We start from the raw sequence: 20,035 nt of genomic DNA on the forward strand, positions 1-20,035 counted from the left end.
TTTTTATGCTTTGGCCCCCAAAGAGGCAATCACTTCTAACGACTCTGGAAACAACTGCACTTCAAATTCCTTCGCCTGCCCAATGAACTCGCCATCGGCGTGGAAATACTGCGGCTCTTCACTTTGTACGCGAACAGTGGCGCAAGTGTGGAACTCAGCCAAGCCTGAATGCGCAATCTGTTTGGTCATGAGACCATACCCCAACTGAATGGCCTCAGCTACGCCCACGTGCCGGATAATACAGACATCCATGAGTCCATCCTGGATATTGGCCATGGGCGCGATGTAGGCGTTGTTCCCGTACTGCGAGGCATTCGCGAAAGCTACCACAAAGAACTCAGACGTAAGCGCCCGCCCATTGATGCTCACCGTTGCCTCATGGGCCTTGAATGACCGGAACTCCCGCACCACCAACTGCACATAGCTGCTCAACCCTCGCTTGGTGCTCTTGGCAAATACCGAACTTACCAGTCCGTCAAACCCAATACCGGCCGTGCAGAAAAACGGGTGCCCGTTAATGGCGCAGGAATCTATCCGGTGAAAGGTGGGCCGGTTGAGCAAAGCTAAGGCCTGCGGCAGCGCCAGGGGAATACCCAGATGCCGGGCCAACCCGTTCCCCGATCCTTTGGGCAGGATACCCAGGGCAGCCGACGTGCCTTTCAAGCCGCGGGCTACCTCGTTCACGGTACCGTCCCCACCCACGGCCACCACCAGGCGCGCACCATCGGCGGCGGCCTGGCGGGCCAGGTCAGGGGCGTGCCCGGCATATTCCGTGAACACGATCTCGGGCGTCCAGCGGGAAGTATCCAGGTGCTGCGCAATGAGGTCGGGCACCGATATATTGTTCCGCACCCCAGACTTAGGGTTCAGGATAAAAAAGGCTTTCTCCGGGGCGGTTGGTTTTTCCATGGCAAGCAGGGATTTCTTAAGAAAACAAGGCAGACTGCGGGCTTTACTGGTTACCAGGAAAAGGTGCGCAGTCGGGGTTGGTTTTCTTTTCTGTTTTAGAGCCGATTTGGTAAAAATACACAAAAAAAGTGGTGCCGCCGGAAGGCAGCACCACTTCAATATATTTTGACTGATTGAAATTAACCGATACGGGAGATTAGGTCAGCGGCGCGGTTAGAGTAACCGAACTCGTTGTCATACCAGCCTACCACTTTCACCAAAGTACCGTTGGCAGCTGTCTGCTGCGCATCAAAGATACAAGAGTGCGGGTTACCTACAATGTCAATGGAAACGATTGGGTCCTCGGTGTACTCCAGTATGCCTTTCATTTCGTTCTGGGCGGCCTTCTGCATGGCAGCGTTGATCTCAGCCTTGGTCACCTCTCTTTTCAGGATCACGGTTAAGTCGGTCAAAGAACCATCCGGAATTGGAACGCGCATGGCCACGCCGTCTAGTTTACCGTTCAGGTGCGGCAATACCAAGCCAACGGCTTTGGCAGCACCAGTTGAAGTTGGGATGATAGAGTAAGCAGCGGCACGGGCTCTGCGCAGGTCAGAGTGCGGCGCATCCTGCAGGTTCTGGTCTGCAGTGTAGGCGTGGATAGTGGTGATATAGCCTTTCTCAATCCCGAAAGCCTCATCCAACACCTTGGCCATTGGGGCAAGGCAGTTGGTGGTACAAGAAGCGTTGGAAACGATGGTTTCCTGGCCGGTTAAGATGTCTTCGTTTACCCCTAATACTACGGTTGGGATGTTTCCTTTGGCCGGAGCAGAGATCACCACTTTCTTGGCGCCTGCCTCTAAGTGCCCGCCGGCACCTTTCTCGTCCACAAAACGTCCGGTAGATTCAAGTACTACGTCAACGTTTAATTTACCCCAAGGCAGGTTCTTAGGCTCACGCTCCGCGAACACCTCAATGCGGTTTCCGTTCACGGTAATGCTGCTCTCATCTGCAGAAACGGTTCCGTTGAAACGGCCGTGTACAGAGTCATATTTCAATAAGTGTGCAAGGGTGGCATTGTCCGTCAGGTCGTTAATCCCTACCACTTCTACATTTTCGTGCTCGATCAGAGTCCTAAAGGTAAGACGGCCGATACGGCCAAAGCCATTAATGGCTACTCTTATTTTCTTAGACATTTTACTTAAGGTTTTATTCTGGTTTAACGGCGGCAAGTTACATGTTAAGACAGGCAAAACAAACTAAAAATTTACCGCCTCATTTTGAGCTAATTACCGTTTAAACGCATTTATTTTAACAAAGATGCTTGTCAGATAAAAAACCGCCTTCTATATTTGCACCATCAAAACCGAAAGATGGTCCGTTCGTCTAGGGGTTAGGACACCAGATTTTCATTCTGGTAACAGGGGTTCGATTCCCCTACGGACTACTCAAAAGCCTCTCAGTTCACGCTAAGAGGCTTTTTTGCTTTTGTACCGTACGCATGCACGTACAATTTATGCTTTCCTCTGTTTTCCTTTACCTCATAACGGTGGGTCTGAAGGCGGGTGATTTGCTGCGGCGGCTCTAAACTCTTTTCACTTCAATTAGCAAAACAATTGTATTTTAAAAGAGATGGGCCCCGCGATATAATACCGTGGGGCCCATCTCTTCTAATGCCCAAACTGGACTAGATCATTCTGCTAATCTTTGCTTTCACAACTTCCATTGTTTGGCGCATGATTTCCATTTCCTGTTGCGCCACCTCCTGCCTGATCAGCCATCGCTGAAGTTTCTTGTTCATCTCATTCAGCTCGCGCTCTTTGGCCGCCAGGGCCAGTTCCTGCCGATTCAGATCTTTCTGGATATTTTGGTTCAATTGCTCCAACTCCCGAGTGCGGCTAGCCAAGGCGGCTTCCATGGCGGCCTTTTCCTCCAGGTTTTTGTCTATTTTGGCCTTGATTTTACTTGCTGACTTTGACATCCGCTCAGCTTCCTCCTTAGAGTAAACCACAACGTCCTCGGCATAGTCTACTTCAGACTGGATGTCTTCCAGGTAGAGGTTGCGGGCAAACTGCTGCAATAGCCCCGCGCTGCGGTCCCATTCTTTGGGGGTGTCTCCCTGGCTCAGGCTCTTGCCGCCTATTTCAAGCGACCACCAGACCACAGTGCTGTCCTGGCCACCCGCCACTTTGGAGACAATGTTGATTGGTTGGCTGCTGATGGTGTCTATCTCCCCATTTTTGATGGCATAGATTCCCTTTGACTTATTGGCTTTGTCAAATGACCAGAACGACACGCCATTGACCGGGCTTCCGGATTGCTTTTTCAGGTAGGCTTTCCAGGCACGCTCCACTACCTCACGGTCTAATTGGAGGGTGGTGCCCTGTCCCTTGCGGCTGATACCATTGACTACCATTTCAGATTCTTCTATGCGAGGGCCTTGCGCCATGGCCGGAGCCGATGCTCCCCAGAATGCCGTTAAAAATACAATTGTAAAAAGTCGAGTAGAAGTTTTCCCCATATTTATCAATTTTCCATTGTTGATGAATTCAAATCTAACATTATTATCGACATTTCAACAGTATCAGCCAAACTTTTCCAGAATGATTCTTGCAATATATCAACATAACAAAGCCAAAATACATAAGTCTCCACCCTATCATTATCTGGTTTAATACCAAAAACCTGTATTTGGCAGGATACAATGCCGGGCAAAGAATCAGCAAAAAGCATTTCTGGGAAATCAGGAGGCAGGTTATGAACAAGCGTTTTGAGCTTGTCCTTAATGAAAGGGAGGTCTGGGCCAAAAACCTGTTTTTGGGGTTGGGGTATACTTAATTAATCAAGAAGGTTTGATTCAGGCCAAGTGGTTAGCATGCTTACTTTTTGCTAAGCGCACGAATGGCAAAGAACAAACACAAAAAGCCATTGGTTCTAGGCTCCTTTACAGACCAATTCGGCTGATTTATTCTTTAGGTTTGACGGGGATCCAAATTTCTTCTTCAGAATCTGGGTGGTTGTTCCGGTATTTCTCGCCTAAAATTTCAAAATGAGGCCTAATGTCTAAAGAGTAGTTAGAGTTGGGTAACCAGGAGGAAAAGATGTACTGGAAGATGGAGGTATCGGTGCTCAGGCCTTTGTAATGGAAAACAGCATATAGTCCTTCGGGCAAAGTATAGGTTTCCATTCCATCGGGTACCAGGTCAAAGTCTTTTACTTCAATGGTGGCCCATTTCTCAAATTCTCTCTGCAAATTAAAGTTATGGAAATAAGAAGGGTCATAAACCTGCATGGAATACAAGTCAGTTCCTATGCTGTTCTGGATTTCCCTGCGTCTTGGCAGAAAGCTTCTCCAGAGTTCACCTGTTCTATTGTCTGCCAATGACATGGCCAATTGCATACCCATCAGTTTCTTCTCAGGAAGCAGAGCAATTCTTGGTTCTATGGTCTCCATGATTCTTATAATGACAGGTCAGTAAAGGATGTGTGTCTGTGACAAAACCCATACATATAAAGGAGTTGGCATAAAGCATAGCGGAAAGAGCAGCCTAAAAATCGGCGCTAACTCTTCCAAGGAAGGATTTGGGCAAAAAGGTTACCTTAACTTTTTCTTAACCTCCTCTACTTCCCGGGGAGTGTTCACATTGATAAGCGCATCTGGGTTAAAGGGCTTGAGCATTTGAATGGGGCTGTTACGTAAGACTTTTCTGGGGCAGGTGTAGCCTTGCGCCAAAAAGGAAAGCAAGACGGGATAGCTCTTCGGTTCCCAGATGGTGATGAGGGGTTCCGGGAAACCATCGTGGGGACTCTCGAAAGTAGTGGCAATGGCAGAAACCGCTCTGTTCTCTATGAGGTACTGCAGGGTTTTGGCATCCAGCAGCGGAAGATCACAGGCAATGACCAACCAGGCGGCATTGGGTTGTTCCCTGAAGGCAGACAAAATAGCGCCAAAAGGTCCTAGTCCGGTGAAGGTATCTGGGAGGTAGCGGTAGGTGTCACTCAAGGAAGCTTGCTGTTCTGGCCGGCAGGAGATAAACACGTCCTGGCATAGCTCCTGCAGCAGGTCTGCCACAAAGTAGCGCTGCTCTTTCCCGTGCCACTCCATGGCTCCTTTATCCTGCCCCATGCGCACGCTTTTTCCGCCCGCCAGCACCAGACCGTTCAAGACAGGAGTTGCGTTTTGCAGCTGTTTTCTGAAAAATGAGCCGAATTCGGCAGTGTCAGTTAATTTATAAATAGGCAGATCTTGCCAGTTCGGTACGGCCTGCTTCACAAAGTCAAACACCTCCGTGACCGAATCTGTAAGCAGGATCAACTGCACGTTGGTAAGTTGAGACACCCTTTTCTGCAAGGAGCCTCTTTTGTTCTCGTCCAGGATGATTACCTGCGCCTTTGCCTGCTGGTGGTTTCCGTTCACCAAAACCAAATCCATTGCTGAGAACATTTCCCGGAACCGGAAAGAACTCAGTGGCTCCTTATAATTGAATTGGCTGTACGTGATCTGGTCTGTGTACTCGGCTTGGGCGCCAGCCTCCAGACGGGCGGGCAAGGTGGCTTCCTCCTCGTCTTTGAGGTGCTGGGCATCTACATACCCACAGGCATACTCCGGGGACAAAGCCCCAATGATGCTATCGGCCAGGGTCTTGATTGCCCCGCAGGAAGTGCCCAGAAAAGCCCATTCCTGCCGAGCATAATTCCCAAAAGAGGGCCGCGCTATTACGCTATGTTTTTTGTGTTCCTGTAAATTCATGCTGTTTAATGCCGCTGGCTTTCTGGTTCTATTACGGTGCGCATGGCCACGTATCTGAAAACCCAAAACCAGTTGATGTTGGCTGTTTGGCAATATGCTAATAAAAGAGAAAGTAAGAAACGAATTGCCGGCAAAACACACTAAGTGCAGTTTTGAGATAATCAGATATCTGTCTTACTAATAAAAGGGCAGAAGGAAAATCAGGCAAACCATTTTACAAGCTGCAGACCTATTGAGCCTATTATCAGCTACTCTTGCAAAAGATGGCTTTTATGCGACGGGCCTCCATGCATGAGATTGAATTAATGCGGTATTCAAAGAAGTTGTTCGGCAATTGTTAAACTCAGGGCACAACTTGTAGGAACACCAGGCAGTTTTTGCCAGGCAATAGACAAAATAACAGAAGTGCGTTTTGGGGCTGTTCTCAAGGAAACGGTGCAGAAAGGCACAGGTGCATTGGATGTGATTGCCTCTGAAATGATTAAGTCGCTAAATGGCCAACTTGTTCCAGAAGGAATTGATAGGGTTTTGTACGAAAGCATTGGTTCTCTCTGAAATAAGCTCATCGTACACCCCATTCCTGATCTCCAATCTTATTTCAACCAGGTCGGGGAATTGTTCGGTGTCCCGAAGGAACTGCAGTTTACCGTCAAGGTGAAAGGCATGGTGGTAGCGGCCTGTTCTGGCGCTGGCGATCAGCTTATTGAAGCGGCCGTTGGTGTTATGCGCTATAAGTTCATCTACGAGGTCAAGTGTGGTTGTTTTTCTGCCTTTCATCTTTATATGGAGCTATAATTACCTTATCAAAAAAACCGGGAAGCCTTATAATTAGAACAGACCCGCTGCGTGGCATTGTGATTTTTAAGGATGCTATATGAACTTACCTCCATTACTTCAATTAAAGGACCAAGGTTTTGCTAATATTCTTGTACCCTGATGATCCATTATGAAAGGTAGAGGCGATCACTTAAGCAGAGGCTTCCTCCGGAAACCATTGTTTTTAGCCTTTATTTCTCACAAAGGCTAAAAAGTAGTCCTAATAATAAATTTCATATTCTATAAAATATTGTTTATATTTAATATCAATCCCCCTGCAACTTATTAAAGACCCAGTAGATGGTAAAAGGTACGCTTTTGATAGTATGCCTTCTAAGTTCCGTCATGCTTGCATGGGGGCAGGATCTTATTACCCGTACCGATGGGGTGGTTTTGAAGGCTCAGGTTCTGGATGTGAAACCCAACCTTATCCGCTTCAGGCTATTCAACGCGGCAGATTCTTTGGTCTACCAGATCAGCCCCCAGGATGTAAGGTCCATTCAGATGGCCGATGGTACGGTTAAGACCTTTGCCGCCGCTGCAGCAGCTGCTCCGGCGATGGAAAGAACCGAGACGGCATCCTTCAATTATGAAACAGAATATGGGCGGAACGTTCTCTCCGTTTACCTCCTGGACTTTTTCTACACTAATCTCGCTTTCGCCTACGAACGGATTGTAGCCTCGGGGAAAATAGGCCTGAAATTCCCTATTACCATTGGCTTATCCAAGGAGACGGAGTACTATACAGATGCCTTCCGGGAACAGGTTAATTATGGCTTGGGTCTGGAGGTGAATATCTACCCAGAGCGGCAGGGAAGATTCAGGTACTACTTAACTCCTGCCATTCATTACCGGTCCTTTGATTTTTATAACTACAACTATCGCAATGGCTCCGAGCCCGGGCTGGACGAGGCATTCATGACCACCCTGAATTTCAAAATAGGGGCTTACTACCAGTTCTCCAGGTTCTTCCTGGTTTCCGCCGATACCGGAATCGGGTACCGGTTCTTCCATCTACCCGATAATGTAGAAGACACATATTCTTCTTTCAACAACAGATTCTTTGTTCCTGGCAACTTAAACCTGGGGTTCCGTTTTTAGCCTAAAATCCTATGAATGACTCAAAAGCAACCCTGTCCGTTTTCCCAAAAATTTTCAGAAACAAGTTTATCCAGAGATGTCTGTCCTGGCTTCTGCTGGTATCTTTCTTGCCCCTGGCGCTCAGTTGTAATTACTACCGCCTGAAAGAGGAAAAAGACCTTACCCCGGACAAAGTGGCCAGTCTACCCAATTACAAGCGATTTATCCTGCACCAGGACAATAACGCCTGGGAAATAAAGAATCTAGCGGTAAAGGAAACCTCCATGACCGGGACGCTAAGTACTGTGCCCGAAGACCTGCTCCAGTATATTGATCCCAGGCCAGGCTCCGCTAACCGCTACAAAAGGGTAGACCAGGCAGTAGCCCTTAACGTGGTTCACCTATATGTAAATGAGTTCGCAGAGCAAGGCAACCAGGCTATTATCCCGCTTTCAGCGCTTAAACGGATTGACATTGCGGACAAAGACACTGGTGCCACGGTGGCCTCTCATGTACTAGGCACCATTGGCATACTGGCCGGTACCCTGGCCCTTATCACTGTTATTGTGGCGCTTACCAAGAGTTCCTGCCCTTTTGTGTACGTGAAGAACGGCTCTGGCTACCACTTTGTAGGCGAGACCTACGGAGGCGCCATCTTTTCTCCCTTAGAGCGGGACGATTACATGCCTTTAACTGGCCTGGAGCCCACCGACGGAAAAGTGCAGTTGAAAATCACGAATGAACTGAAAGAGCGCCAGTACACCAACCTTGCCGAGTTGCTGGTGGTGCAGCACCCAACCGGCACCCAGGTACTGCTGGACCAAAAAGGACGGCCCCACTCCCTGACGCAGGTACTTCCTCCCCAGAAAGCCATCACCTCTGCGGGGCAGGATTACACCCAGTTTTTACAAACCCGGGACTCCGCAGCCTTTTCCTTCAATGATGCAGGGGCAAATTCCAGTTACCTAGATCTCCAATTCCCCAAACCAGCCGGCAGTTCAATGGGCAAACTGGTCTTGCACGCGCAAAACTCCTTGTGGCTTGATTACCTCTACGGTGAGTTCATGAAGCAATTCAAAGGCATCTACAACCGCTGGGCCGAAAAGCAAAAAGATGTTCCGGCCGCGGATTTGTACAAGTGGCAGCGAGAGCAGGGCATTCCGTTGCTGGTTCAAGTAAAGACTTCTGAAGGTTGGCAGGAAGTGGAGCGGATACAACCCGTAGGTCCTCTCGCCAGCCGCGACTTGGTGGTGCCTATAGATCTAACCAAGATAAATAGTCCGTCCGTGCAGGTACGGCTGTCCTGCGGCTTCATGTTCTGGGAGGTGGACCGGGCCGGCATGGACTTCACTCCAGACGAACCTTTGTCTGCGCAGAAAGTGTCGACTGCTACGGCCATTGAGAAATCCGGCCAAAATGTTAAACACCTTTTAGCCGCCTCAGACGCCCAATACTTAAAACAGTTTTCAGTGGGCGATGCAGTGGAACTCACCTTTCACTTGCCCAGGAAAGCCAAGGCGCAATCCCAAAGCATTTTCCTGCATACGCGCGGCTACTATGAGCACCTCAGGGATTATACCGGCATCCCTAACCTGTTCACCCTCCGGGACTTTGAAAAACCCGGGCATTTCATGCAGTTCTCCCGCCAAAGGTATACCCAGCTAGCAGAAGCCAATAATTTCCACAACTTAGTTACCGCCTATGCCAGCGCCCAATAAACTACTCTCCCTGGAGATCCTTCCTCAGGAGAATGAGGTGCCTCTGGCTGGCTCAGAACCGATTTTAACCTCCGGTTGGAAAGCAAAACCAGTCCTGTTAACCCGGTGGCAGAGTTTCTGGGCCATGCGGCGTATCAGGTGGCATTTGCTGAAACTTATCCTGAAACAGGTACCGCATCCGCTGAAAGCCATCAAAGCCTTACGAACTTTAGCTGCCATCCGGAAAAGGTTTCTGGGTAATTCCCCCTTCAGGAAGGTAGCCAAGGTTGACGGACGCTATTATTATGAGTACAACACGCCTGGCTGGCCTTCCCAAGCCTATGATGATTACCATCTGGCCGAGTTAAACCGGATCATGCCTTTCCAAGACAAGCCTTTTGCGTTCAAGAACGTCATCATGGCGGTGACCAAAAAATGCGCCATGCGCTGCGAACACTGCTTTGAATGGGACGCCCTTAATGGCAAGGAGAAACTTACGATGGAAAATCTCCAAAGCATGGTGCGGCAATTTCAGGAACAAGGCGTAGCCCAGCTGCAATTCTCGGGCGGCGAACCGATGCTCAGGATGCCTGCACTGCTCTCCGTGCTAAAATCCGCTAAACCCATCACCGATTTCTGGGTCCTTACCTCGGGGCACCTGTTCACGTTGGAGAATGCCCAGGTTTTAAAAAAAGCTGGGCTCACGGGCGTTACTATCAGCCTGGACCATATCAATCCCCACTTGCATAACCAATTCAGAGGGTTCGGAGAGGCATACGCATGGGTGGAAAAGGGAGCGGAAAATGCGGCAAGCGTAGGATTAGTAGTGGCAGTATCCTTGTGCGCTACCAAGGCCTTCGTCACTGAAGAAAACCTTATGGCCTACGCCCAACTGGCAACCCGCCTGGGAGCCGCTTTCATTCAAGTACTGGAACCAAAAGCGGTAGGACACTATACGGGTCAGGAAGTTGGGCTTGCTCCACACCAACGTAAAATGCTGGAAGACTTCTATACCAACCTCAATTACAACCCGGCCTATCACCATTTGCCCATGGTAGCCTATTATGATTTCCAGCGTCGTCGCGCCGGGTGCGCCGCCTCCGCAGACCGCCACGTGTATGTAGACACCGATGGTCAAATACAAGCCTGCCCCTTCTGCCAAAAAACCATCGGCCACACTCAAGCCGAAAACTTCCAATCCTCCCTTGCTTCCCTGCGGCATAGTGGCTGCCCTATGGCACCCATCCAATAGGTAATCACTTCTTTCTTATAATAAAGCTTCAGCTACTTCCATTCTTTATAGGCTAGTTGAACAAGTAAATTCTTGTTCAACTATAGCTTGAAGGCACTTTTAAGAAAAGAGCCGTGAAACACATATCTCAAAAATATGTAACCACTACTCTCTTATTGTAATTTGCCTGTTCTTAATTTGCTTTCACTAATAAATAGATTATATTCGCTATATAATATTATATATAAAACAATAATATTCACAATATCCATTCTTTTGGAACTATATGATAGCAATTAGGTGTATTCGCATAAATAAAGTATACAAAATATAATCAATTTATTTTTTTATGTAACATTTTAATTAATATACAACAATTTCAGAAAAACAGACTTTCTGATTCTGAATTCTGATTTAAGTACTCCCTCTCTCTTCACCTCCCCCAATTAAGTAGCTTACTCATTACCAATATTTTGCTTTAGGCCTCTATTGCCCAGGGCAAACCATACCCATAAGACACTATATACAAATACTTTAACCAAGCATAATTTTTAAAAACTCAGCTAACCAACATCAAATTTCAACTTGCAACTTCTATAACTCAACCCTTAAAATCTTTCACTTACCGAATAAAAGGCCAAAACTTTATTAGCATGTTTAAATTTGACCCAACTGAATACCAAATCATATCAACCCTTCTCATCTAAACAAAAATCATATGAATGTAAACTTACTTGCAATGGCAAAGGCAAACGCCAGGCGATACGGTATCCTGCTTTGCCTTTTGATTCTAGGCACGGTTGGCGCATTTGCGTTAGGCGATGCCTATGTAGACGCTGGCTTGCCTGCTCCTACAGTAACTTCTGATAAAGATGATTATGCTCCAGGCGAAATAGCTCATATCACAGGCTCTGGATGGACGTTGGACCAACAAGTTCATGTTGAGTTCAAAGAAGAACCTGATTATCCAGATTATCACGTCTATGATGTAGTTGTGGACGCTAATGGGAATTGGAAAATTGATTATCAAGTGGAGCAAAGACATTTAGGTGTGAAGTTTACTGTTACATCTACAGGAAAGCAGAGTAATTATGCAACAATTACAACCTTCACTGATGCCAATATTACTAGCATATCGCCTTCTTCCGGATTACCCTCAGGAGGCTATCAAGTTGAAATAACTGCGAGAAATTCATTTAGTACTGGTGGAGAGCCATACAAAGTTTTCTATGGGACAACACAAGTAGCCATAGGAACTATAATAAGTGGTGATGTATTGTCTTTTACAGCACCTGCAAGAATTAGTGGAACTGAAGTTACTATTACAGTAAAGGATAAGAATAACAAAGACGCAGCTGTAACTCCAGTAACAAATGGACCAACTTTCAAATATTTAAAAGGTTCTGCAAGTGTAACCTTGTCCAATCTAAATCCAATATACAACGGTAATCCTATTTCTGCTACCGCTACCACAACGGCCACTGGAGCAAGTAGCTTTACTTTTACTTATGCTCCAATAAATAATAATGTATTAGGTACAGCGGTGTCAACGCCACCAACTAATGCAGGGTCATACCAAGTGGTTGCCACTTTGGTAAACAATGACTACACCGGTTCAGATACTAAAATCATGACCATTGGCAAGGCCGGTGCCACCATCTCCCTTTCCAACCTGGCCCACACCTACAACGCCTCGGCCAAGGCCGCCATTGCTTCGACCTCGCCGGCTGGCCTGAGCGGGGTGACCGTCACCTACAAGCAAGGTGAGACTGTTGTGGCTTCGCCAACCAACGCCGGCGACTACACTGCATCAGCCACTTTGGCCAACGCCAATTATAAGTTGGTGGATTCTAAAGGTACCGATCTACCCGCTCAAACTAGCACCCTAGTAATCGAGAAAGCCGCTGCCACCATCTCGCTTTCTAACCTGGCCCACACCTACAGCGGCTCGCCAAAGGCGGTCACCGCCACCTCCTCGCCTGCAGCAGCCGGTGTGACGGTAAAATATTTAAAAAATAACGCCGAGGTAGCTTCATCAGAAGTTGTTGGTGCTGGCTCCTACAACGTGGAAGCAATCACCACCAACGCCAACTACAAACTGGTGGATGGCAATGGCGCGGCCATCGCTAAGCAAACCGGAACCCTTATTATCGAGAAGGCTGCTAACACCATTTCCTTCACTAACCTAGGCCCCAAAACCTTCGGTGACGCAGCTTTTGATCTGACCGCTTCATCCACCTCCGGTGCTGCTGTAACCTTTGCAGTAGTAAGCGGTCCGGCTTCGGTGAGTGGTTCTAAGTTAACCATCACTGGTGCAGGCAGTGTAAAGGTAAAAGCCTCTTCTGCTGAAACCGCCAACTACCTGGCTGCCGCTGACGTTGAGCAAACCTTCACCGTGAACAAAGCAAACGCTACCTTGGCTCTGGCCAACTTGGTTCACGTTTACAATGGGGAGGAGAAGAACGCCACCGTTACTACAACCCCAGCGGGTCTGTCTGGCGTGAGCGTGAGCGGCTCCGGCACCAATGCCGGTGACTACGCTGCCGCCGCCTCTTTAGACAACCCTAACTACCAGGCCGATCCTGTTAGTGGTACTTTGAAGATTGAGAAAGCATCTTCTGCCGTAGCCATGAGCGATGTGACGGCTACCTACAATGGTGAAGCCCATGCCGCTGCTGCAACTGCAACTGGCGCTGGCAACCTGAGCACTACCTCCAATATCACTTACAGCTATGTGGGCACGGGCTCAACCACCTACCCGGCCAGTGCAACTGCGCCTACCAATGCTGGCACATATAGCGTAACGGCAACCTACACCGGGGACACCAACCACACCGGCAATAGCAATACTGCTACCGTAACCATCAACAAAGCAACCGCTACATTAGCCTTAAACAATTTAACCCATAATTATAATGGTTCTGCTAAATTGGCCACGGCTACTTCTTCGCCAGTTAACTTATCTGGAATAAGCCTTAGCAACAACGGAAAAACCGATGCTGGTTCTTACAAAATAATTGCTTCATTAGACAACCCGAACTATACTGCTCCTGATGCTTCTGGTACTTTAGAGATAGCTAAAGCTGACCAGACAATTAGCTGGACTGCTCCAACTGCTATCACCTATGGCACGCCCATATCTGCTGCCCAACTTAATGCTACAGTAGCGGGTGTTGAAGGAGGATCGGCTGCTGGTGCGTTGACTTACTCAGTTGAAGCCGGCACTATCGTAGATGCTGGCACGCATACCTTAACGGTGAATGCCGCTGCCACTAATAACTACAATGCGGCTACTAAGACAGTTAGCTTAACAGTGAACAAAGCTGAACAGGTGATTACCTGGTCTGATCCAGCTAACATTGTTTACGGTACACCTTTGTCCGGAACGCAGCTCAATGCTACCGCATTAGGTGGTGCTACTTTGACTTACTCGCCTGAAGCAACCACGGTATTAGGTGCTGGCACCCGTACCTTAAATGTAAATGCTGCCGAAGCTGCTAACTACAAGGCTGGCAGCAAGTCAGTAGAAATTATTGTTGAAAAAGCGACTGTGTCGCCCGTTTGGACAGCAGGAACTTTAGAGCAAACCTATGACAACAAGGTAAAAACAGTAGTAGCTACTACTACACCTGCTGGCTTGACTTTGAGTTATGACTTTGGCTCAGCAACTCCGAAGAATGCTGGTAGCTACCCGGTTACAGCAACTATTATTGATGACAATTATTCAGGAAGCTTAAAAGGTACCCTGGAGATTGCTAAAGCAAATCAAACCATCACTTTTGCTGAAATTGAAGATAAGACTTATGGTGATGCAGCTTTTGCCATCAGCCCAAGTGCCTCTTCTAACCTTCCAGTTAGCATCTCCACCACAGGAAACATCAGCTACAATGAAAGTACTGGTAAAATCACTATTAACGGTGCTGGTCCTGCCAATGTAACCGCTACACAGTTAGGAGACGACAACTACAATGCTGCTTCCTCTGTAACCCATAGCTTTAAGGTAAACAAAGCCAATCAGACTATTACAGTAGTTACTTCTGCTCCAGAAAAAGCTGTTTACAACTCCACCTATACTGTAGAAGCTACTGCATCTTCTGGTCTGCCTGTAAGCTACGGTAGTGCCGGTAAACTTAGCAACGTTGGTGCGCAATTCACAATGAACTCAGGCACTGGAACAGGTACTGTTAGCTACAGTCAGGATGGTGACGACAACTACAATGCCGCGACTGTAATAACAGAAACTGTAACGGCGGAGAAAGCCAATCAGACCATCACCGTAACAACTGCTTCTCCGGCCAGTGCCGTTTACAATACCAGCTTCAAGGTAGAAGCCAATGCCACTTCTGGTTTGGCAATTGAATACAGCAGCTCTGCTCCATTAAGCAACATCGGTGATACCTACACCATGAACTCCGGAACTGGAACAGGGATTGTGAAATACAACCAAGCTGGTGACGACAACTACCATGCAGCTCCTGAAGTTACGGCAAATGTAACTGCCCAGAAAGCTGCTGCCACCATTACTTTAACTACGGCTGATCTGTCGCAGACCTACAATGGTTCCGCTAAGACTGTAGGTTACAGCATTAGCCCTGCCGATGTAACTGGCGTAAGCGTAACTTATAGCCAAAAGGAAATAACAGTTTCTAGCCCAACCAATGCAGGCTCTTACGAGGTTCTGGCTTTGCTAACGAATGACAACTACAGCGGCTCCGCAGAAGGTACCTTGGTCATTGCCAAAGCCCCCACTAAAACGGAAGTTGTTGCTAGCGATGCTATCTATAACGGTTCTGCTCATAAGGGTTCTGCCACTGTGAAGGGCGACGGCGGTTTAAATCAAGCTATCACCGTTTATTATGCCGGTGTAGCACCAACTGTTTATCCTTCTTCTACCAACGCTCCAATTAACGCCGGTACGTATTCCGCAACAGCTTCCTATGCTGAATCAACTAATTATCTTGGTTCATCGGATGAAAAAGAATTCACCATAGGTAAAGCTTCCTCCATAACTGAGGTTACCGTTCCAGATGGTCCTTTCACCTATACTGGAAAGGCACAAACGCCAGCAACGGTAAAAGTAACCGGTGCGGGTAACTTGGAACTGACACCTACTGCCACTTACGTTAATAACATTAACGCCGGTACTGCCACAGCAAGCTATATCTTTGCTGGTGACGATAACCACACAGGGTCTGAGGACAGCAAGTCTTTCATCATAGAAAAGGCCTCTTCTGAGACGATTGTTACTATCAATGGGGGCCCGTTCACCTATACCGGCTCACCTATTACCCCGGCCACAATTGAGGTGACCGGAGCAGGAGGCCTTAGCATAACACCTACCGCAGAGTATAGTAACAACATTAACGCAGGCACCGCAACCGCCTCCTTCTCTTTCCCTGGCGATGAAAACCACATTGGCTCAGAGGGTAGCAAGGCCTTCATTATTGGTAAGAAAGCAGCTTCTGTAGTAGTAGCTCCAAAAACAAAGGTGTATGGTGCTGAAGATCCTGATTTCACTGGTACCCTGACTGGTTTCATTGAAGCAGATAAGGTGGTAGCTACCTACAGCCGGGTAGCCGGCGAAACAGTTGCCGCTGGTCCATACCCTATCACTGCTACATTATCTCCTGTTTCTGCATTGGGCAACTATGATATCACCAACACTCCGGCTACGCTGATCATCAGTGCCCGCCCTATCGCTGTGAAAGCAGATGACAAGCAAAAGACCTATGGAGATGCAGATCCTGAGTTGACATATGCCATTACCTCCGGTTCTCTGGTGAACAAGGATGCCTTTGCAGGCGTACTTTCCAGAGCCGAGGGCGAGAAGGTAGGCTCCTATACCATTGACAAGGGAACTCTTGCCTTGGGCGATAACTACGACCTTACCTTCCAAGGCGCCAAACTGACTATTGGTAAGAAAGTCGCATCTGTGGTAGTGGATACCAAGACGAAGGTGTACGGCAACAATGACCCAAGCCTAACCGGCACCCTTACCGGCTTCTTGGCCGCTGATAAAGTAGTCGCCACTTACAGCCGCGCTACCGGCGAGAATGTGGGCACCTATGCCATCACAGCAGCCTTGGCACCTCAGAATGTGCTAGATAATTACGAGATCACTAACACTTCTGCTACCTTAAACATTACGAAGAAGGCCGCTTCAGTTACTCCAATTGCTAACAGCAAGACCTACGGTAGCTCTGACCCAACCTTAACCGGGAATTTAGCAGGCTTCTTGACTAGTGACAACGTGACAGCTACTTATAGCCGTGCCACGGGCGAGACGGTAGCGGGAGGTCCATACCAAATCTCTGCTACTCTTGCTCCAGTTAGTGTCCTAGGCAACTACGACATCACCTACAACACGGCCAACTTCACCATCGGCAAGAAGGCAGCTTCTGTAGTTGTAGCTGCTAAAACGAAGGAGTACGGCGCTGCAGACCCTGAGTTTACAGGCACACTAACCGGATTCCTGGCCTCTGACAATGTGCAAGCTGCCTACAGCCGCGTTGCTGGTGAAACTGTTGCCAATGGTCCATATGCCATCTCCGCTACGTTGTCTCCCGCCACTGTTTTGAGCAATTACGAGATCTCCAATACTCCAGCTACCCTTACTATCACCAAAAAGGCCCTTGTGGTAACTGCACAAAACACAAGCAAGTATTGCGGACAAGTTAACCCACTCTTTACCGTTACTTATGACGGATTTGTGAATAATGAAGGTTCAATTGTATTGGGAGGAACATTATCCTACTCTACCACAGCAAATGTTAGCAGTGGACAGGCTACCTATGATGTTACTCCTAGTGGATTAACTTCTAGCAACTATTCTATTACCTTCAAAAAAGGCGTACTAACTGTAAATGGAGTAACAATAGATGCATCTGCAAGCGGCAACCCTGTGCCAGTAGGTACGGCAGCAAAACTCTCTGCAACTGTTTTCCCTAAAGTTTCTGATGTACAAATCACATTCAAGCTGGATGGTGTCGTTAAAGGTTCCGCTTTAACTGATGCCAATGGAGTGGCAACACTTCAGGTTACAGGCCTGACCGTTAATGTATACCAGGTAGAAGCATCTACAGGAAGCGGATGCGGTTTGTCAACAGCTTACCTTCCTATATATGATCCAACAGGTGGTTTTGTGACAGGTGGTGGCTGGATTAACTCTCCAGCAGGAGCCTATGTAAAAGACCCAGCAGCAGTTGGTAAAGCTAACTTTGGTTTTGTGTCTAGATACAAAAAGGGTTCTACTGCTCTGGAAGGCGAAACCGAGTTCCAGTTCCAGGCAGGTAACTTGAAATTCAATAGTACCTCCTATGAAGCAGCAACCCTAGTTATTAGCGGCGCGAAAGCAAGTTATAGAGGTGTTGGAACCATAAATGGTACAGGTACTTATAAGTTCACATTGAATGCTATTGATGGTCAAGCCTCTAGCGCTGGTGGCTCTGATAGGGTACGTATGAAAATTACTGATGCAGCAGGAGCTACAGTTTATGACAACATGATTGGCGCTCAAGACAATGCAGATATAAGCACGGTTACAAATACCACCCTAGGAGGAGGATCCATCGTAATCCATGAAGTTAAAACCACTACTAAATCTTCCAGCGCCATTGCTGTGGCTGAGTTGCCGGTTAGCCAAGAGGTGAAGTTCACCTCCTACCCTAACCCGCTCACAGACGAAGCTTCAGTTGAGTTCAGTGTGGCCCAGGATGAAGCGTACAGCCTTGATATCTATGACATGAAAGGTTCACTGGTTAAACAACTGCAGAAAGGCAAAGCAAAAACTGCAGAAATCATTACTGCCAAGTGGGATGCCAGATCCGCGAATGTCGGGGTATACATCATCCGATTGACCAAAGGAAATGAGGTGAAGACCTTGCGGGTAGTCCGTCAATAACCTTCCCTTGCCTTAACAAGAAAGCCCCTTGCAGAAAATAGCAAGGGGCTTTTTACTTTATGAAAACTTTGGTTTTAATAGACACTTACCTCTATTCAAACCAAGAGGATAAAAAGTTTACCGTTTAGGGATATGGGTTAACCTGTTTGCCCATACCCTACAAAAAATCAGCCGCTGAGGAATGATTTCCCCCAGCGGCTGATTTTAATATTATATAGCCAAAAGGTTTAAGACTCTTCCGGCACATCCAGCACGTTTATGTAAGGCTCAATGATGTCCATATAGCTGACCGCAGAGTGAAAGGAGCCAATAATCTCCAGGTCCTTCTTAGACCAAACTTCCAGGAATTGGTTCTCTAATGAAAACAAAGTGATAGCCCATCCATTAAGATGGCGCTTGGTAAGCACTATCCCTTTCTTCTCTAATAATTCTGCCTGGTTTTTAGGAGGAAGTTTATGAAAAAGAGAATGTTCAAACATTATGATTATTTAAAGCTAGGGTTCCTCTTCTTAAGGATAGTTGGCGGGAGAAAGTTTCATTTATCAAGAACAAGTTCCGCAAAATCTCTGGCTATGAAAGTAGCTGGATTTACACCCAAATGCTTGGATAAGAAAGCTCATATCCAATTGTGTAATCAATTGTCCTTTTGGCGTTTGTGGCTGGTTTTTAAGAAAACAGCCACAAATCGCCAATTCTTTGACTTTAGATGAAATTAAGGCCGCAAGATTCAAAAACTTAATCCGCGAAGCTGCCCATCTGGCCGTTCTCGTAATCGGCGATGGCTTGCACCAGTTCCTGGTTGGTGTTCATCACGAAGGGGCCGTAGGTGGCCAGCGGTTCTTCTATGGGCTCTCCGGCCAGTACCAGGAAGGTGGTGTCTTCCTCAAAGGTGAGTTCTATGCCTTCCGCGTCCCAGCCAAATACCACCAGTTGCTTTGTCCGGGCGGGTCGGTTGCCGTGCAGCAGTATCCTGCCTTTTACCACGTAAATACCCACATTGTAGGTCGCTGGTAAGTCTAGCTGGAGCTTTGCGCCTTTAGGCTGAAATACGTCCAGGATGGTGATGGGCGAAAAGGTCTCGGCGGGTCCTACCACTCCATTGTAGTCTCCGGATACAACTCGGATGGTTCCCTTTCCTTCTGCCGTGGGAATCACCGGAATGCTGCCGCTTCTCAATTCCTGGTAACGCGGCGGCGCCATTTTGTCCTTCCTAGGTACGTTCACCCACAACTGAATCAACTCCAGAACGCCGCCTTGCTTGGCAAACTCCTTCTCGTGCCGCTCCTCGTGGAGCAAGCCGGCACCGGCGGTCATCCACTGCACATCGCCCGGACCAATTTTGCCGCTGTAGCCGGCGGTGTCGCGGTGGGCCAGGTATCCTTGGTAGACGATGGTGACGGTTTCAAAGCCGCGGTGCGGGTGCGGATCGGCGCCCAAAGGTTTATCGGTGGGCTGCACCTGCATGGGGCCGGTATGGTCAATGAGGAGAAAAGGGCTCAACTGCCTGATGCGGGAACCGGGCATGGGGCTGGTGACCGCAAACCCCTCTCCTACCTGTTTCTGCACGCCATCAATGACCTGAAATATTCGTCTGTTCATAAAGTTATTTTTATACCAGCCTGTACTGCCAAGTGCTTAGACCAACCAAATGCTGTTTTGGGCCTGTTCTTTCT

At 47.9% G+C, this 20,035-nt stretch carries 12 protein-coding genes and 1 tRNA gene; 5 read left to right on the plus strand and 8 right to left on the minus strand.

Features of this window, described 5'->3' with window-relative positions; genetic code table 11:
• Positions 1 to 3: 3 nt before the first annotated feature.
• Entirely contained in the window at positions 4 to 909 is a 906-nt protein-coding gene (locus tag J3P34_RS14250) for a diacylglycerol/lipid kinase family protein (protein WP_210489315.1), read from the minus strand.
• A 179-nt stretch (positions 910 to 1,088) separates the two neighbouring features.
• Positions 1,089 to 2,084: a type I glyceraldehyde-3-phosphate dehydrogenase gene (gene gap, locus J3P34_RS14255; protein ID WP_210489316.1), complete on the minus strand. Its 996-nt coding sequence runs from the start codon at positions 2,082 to 2,084 to the stop codon at positions 1,089 to 1,091.
• A gap of 179 nt (positions 2,085 to 2,263) precedes the next feature.
• Between gap and J3P34_RS14260 the strand changes: the two genes are divergently transcribed.
• Positions 2,264 to 2,335, plus strand: a tRNA-Glu gene (locus J3P34_RS14260).
• Between the two features lie 240 nt (positions 2,336 to 2,575).
• Here J3P34_RS14260 and J3P34_RS14265 read toward each other — a convergent pair.
• The 4 genes from J3P34_RS14265 to J3P34_RS14280 form a co-directional block, all read right to left on the minus strand.
• Positions 2,576 to 3,337 carry a hypothetical protein gene (locus tag J3P34_RS14265; RefSeq protein WP_210489317.1) on the minus strand — a complete coding sequence of 254 codons (762 nt, stop codon included), beginning with the start codon at positions 3,335 to 3,337 and terminating at the stop codon, positions 2,576 to 2,578.
• A gap of 516 nt (positions 3,338 to 3,853) precedes the next feature.
• Positions 3,854 to 4,342 (minus strand): GyrI-like domain-containing protein, encoded by a 489-nt coding sequence (locus tag J3P34_RS14270; RefSeq protein WP_246853710.1) that lies wholly within the window; start codon positions 4,340 to 4,342, stop codon positions 3,854 to 3,856.
• A 141-nt stretch (positions 4,343 to 4,483) separates the two neighbouring features.
• Positions 4,484 to 5,638 (minus strand): NTP transferase domain-containing protein, encoded by a 1,155-nt coding sequence (locus J3P34_RS14275; RefSeq protein ID WP_210489318.1) that lies wholly within the window; start codon positions 5,636 to 5,638, stop codon positions 4,484 to 4,486.
• A gap of 489 nt (positions 5,639 to 6,127) precedes the next feature.
• Positions 6,128 to 6,415, minus strand: a complete 288-nt coding sequence (locus tag J3P34_RS14280; protein WP_210489319.1) for a hypothetical protein — start codon at positions 6,413 to 6,415, stop codon at positions 6,128 to 6,130.
• Between the two features lie 384 nt (positions 6,416 to 6,799).
• Between J3P34_RS14280 and J3P34_RS14285 the strand changes: the two genes are divergently transcribed.
• The 4 genes from J3P34_RS14285 (at position 6,800) to J3P34_RS14300 (ending at position 18,362) form a co-directional block, all read left to right on the plus strand.
• On the plus strand, positions 6,800 to 7,555 hold the full coding sequence (locus J3P34_RS14285) for a hypothetical protein (RefSeq protein ID WP_210489320.1): 756 nt from the start codon (positions 6,800 to 6,802) through the stop codon (positions 7,553 to 7,555).
• Positions 7,556 to 7,566: 11 nt separating this feature from the next.
• The gene (locus J3P34_RS14290; protein WP_210489321.1) at positions 7,567 to 9,252 is read left to right on the plus strand and encodes a hypothetical protein; all 1,686 of its coding nucleotides are present in this window, start codon (positions 7,567 to 7,569) and stop codon (positions 9,250 to 9,252) included.
• Complete coding sequence (locus J3P34_RS14295; protein WP_210489322.1) at positions 9,236 to 10,483, plus strand: radical SAM protein; 1,248 nt, start codon at positions 9,236 to 9,238, stop codon at positions 10,481 to 10,483. Before J3P34_RS14290 ends, J3P34_RS14295 begins: the two co-directional genes overlap by 17 nt.
• 820 nt (positions 10,484 to 11,303) lie before the next feature.
• Complete coding sequence (locus J3P34_RS14300; RefSeq protein WP_210489323.1) at positions 11,304 to 18,362, plus strand: MBG domain-containing protein; 7,059 nt, start codon at positions 11,304 to 11,306, stop codon at positions 18,360 to 18,362.
• A 227-nt stretch (positions 18,363 to 18,589) separates the two neighbouring features.
• Here J3P34_RS14300 and J3P34_RS14305 read toward each other — a convergent pair whose 3' ends face one another.
• The gene (locus J3P34_RS14305) at positions 18,590 to 18,730 is read right to left on the minus strand and encodes a hypothetical protein (protein WP_210489324.1); all 141 of its coding nucleotides are present in this window, start codon (positions 18,728 to 18,730) and stop codon (positions 18,590 to 18,592) included.
• 367 nt (positions 18,731 to 19,097) lie between these two features.
• Positions 19,098 to 19,961 (minus strand): pirin family protein, encoded by an 864-nt coding sequence (locus J3P34_RS14310; protein ID WP_210489325.1) that lies wholly within the window; start codon positions 19,959 to 19,961, stop codon positions 19,098 to 19,100.
• Positions 19,962 to 20,035: the final 74 nt, after the last annotated feature.

The organism is Rufibacter aurantiacus (assembly GCF_017916345.1).
GTDB classification, from domain to species: domain Bacteria; phylum Bacteroidota; class Bacteroidia; order Cytophagales; family Hymenobacteraceae; genus Nibribacter; species Nibribacter roseolus.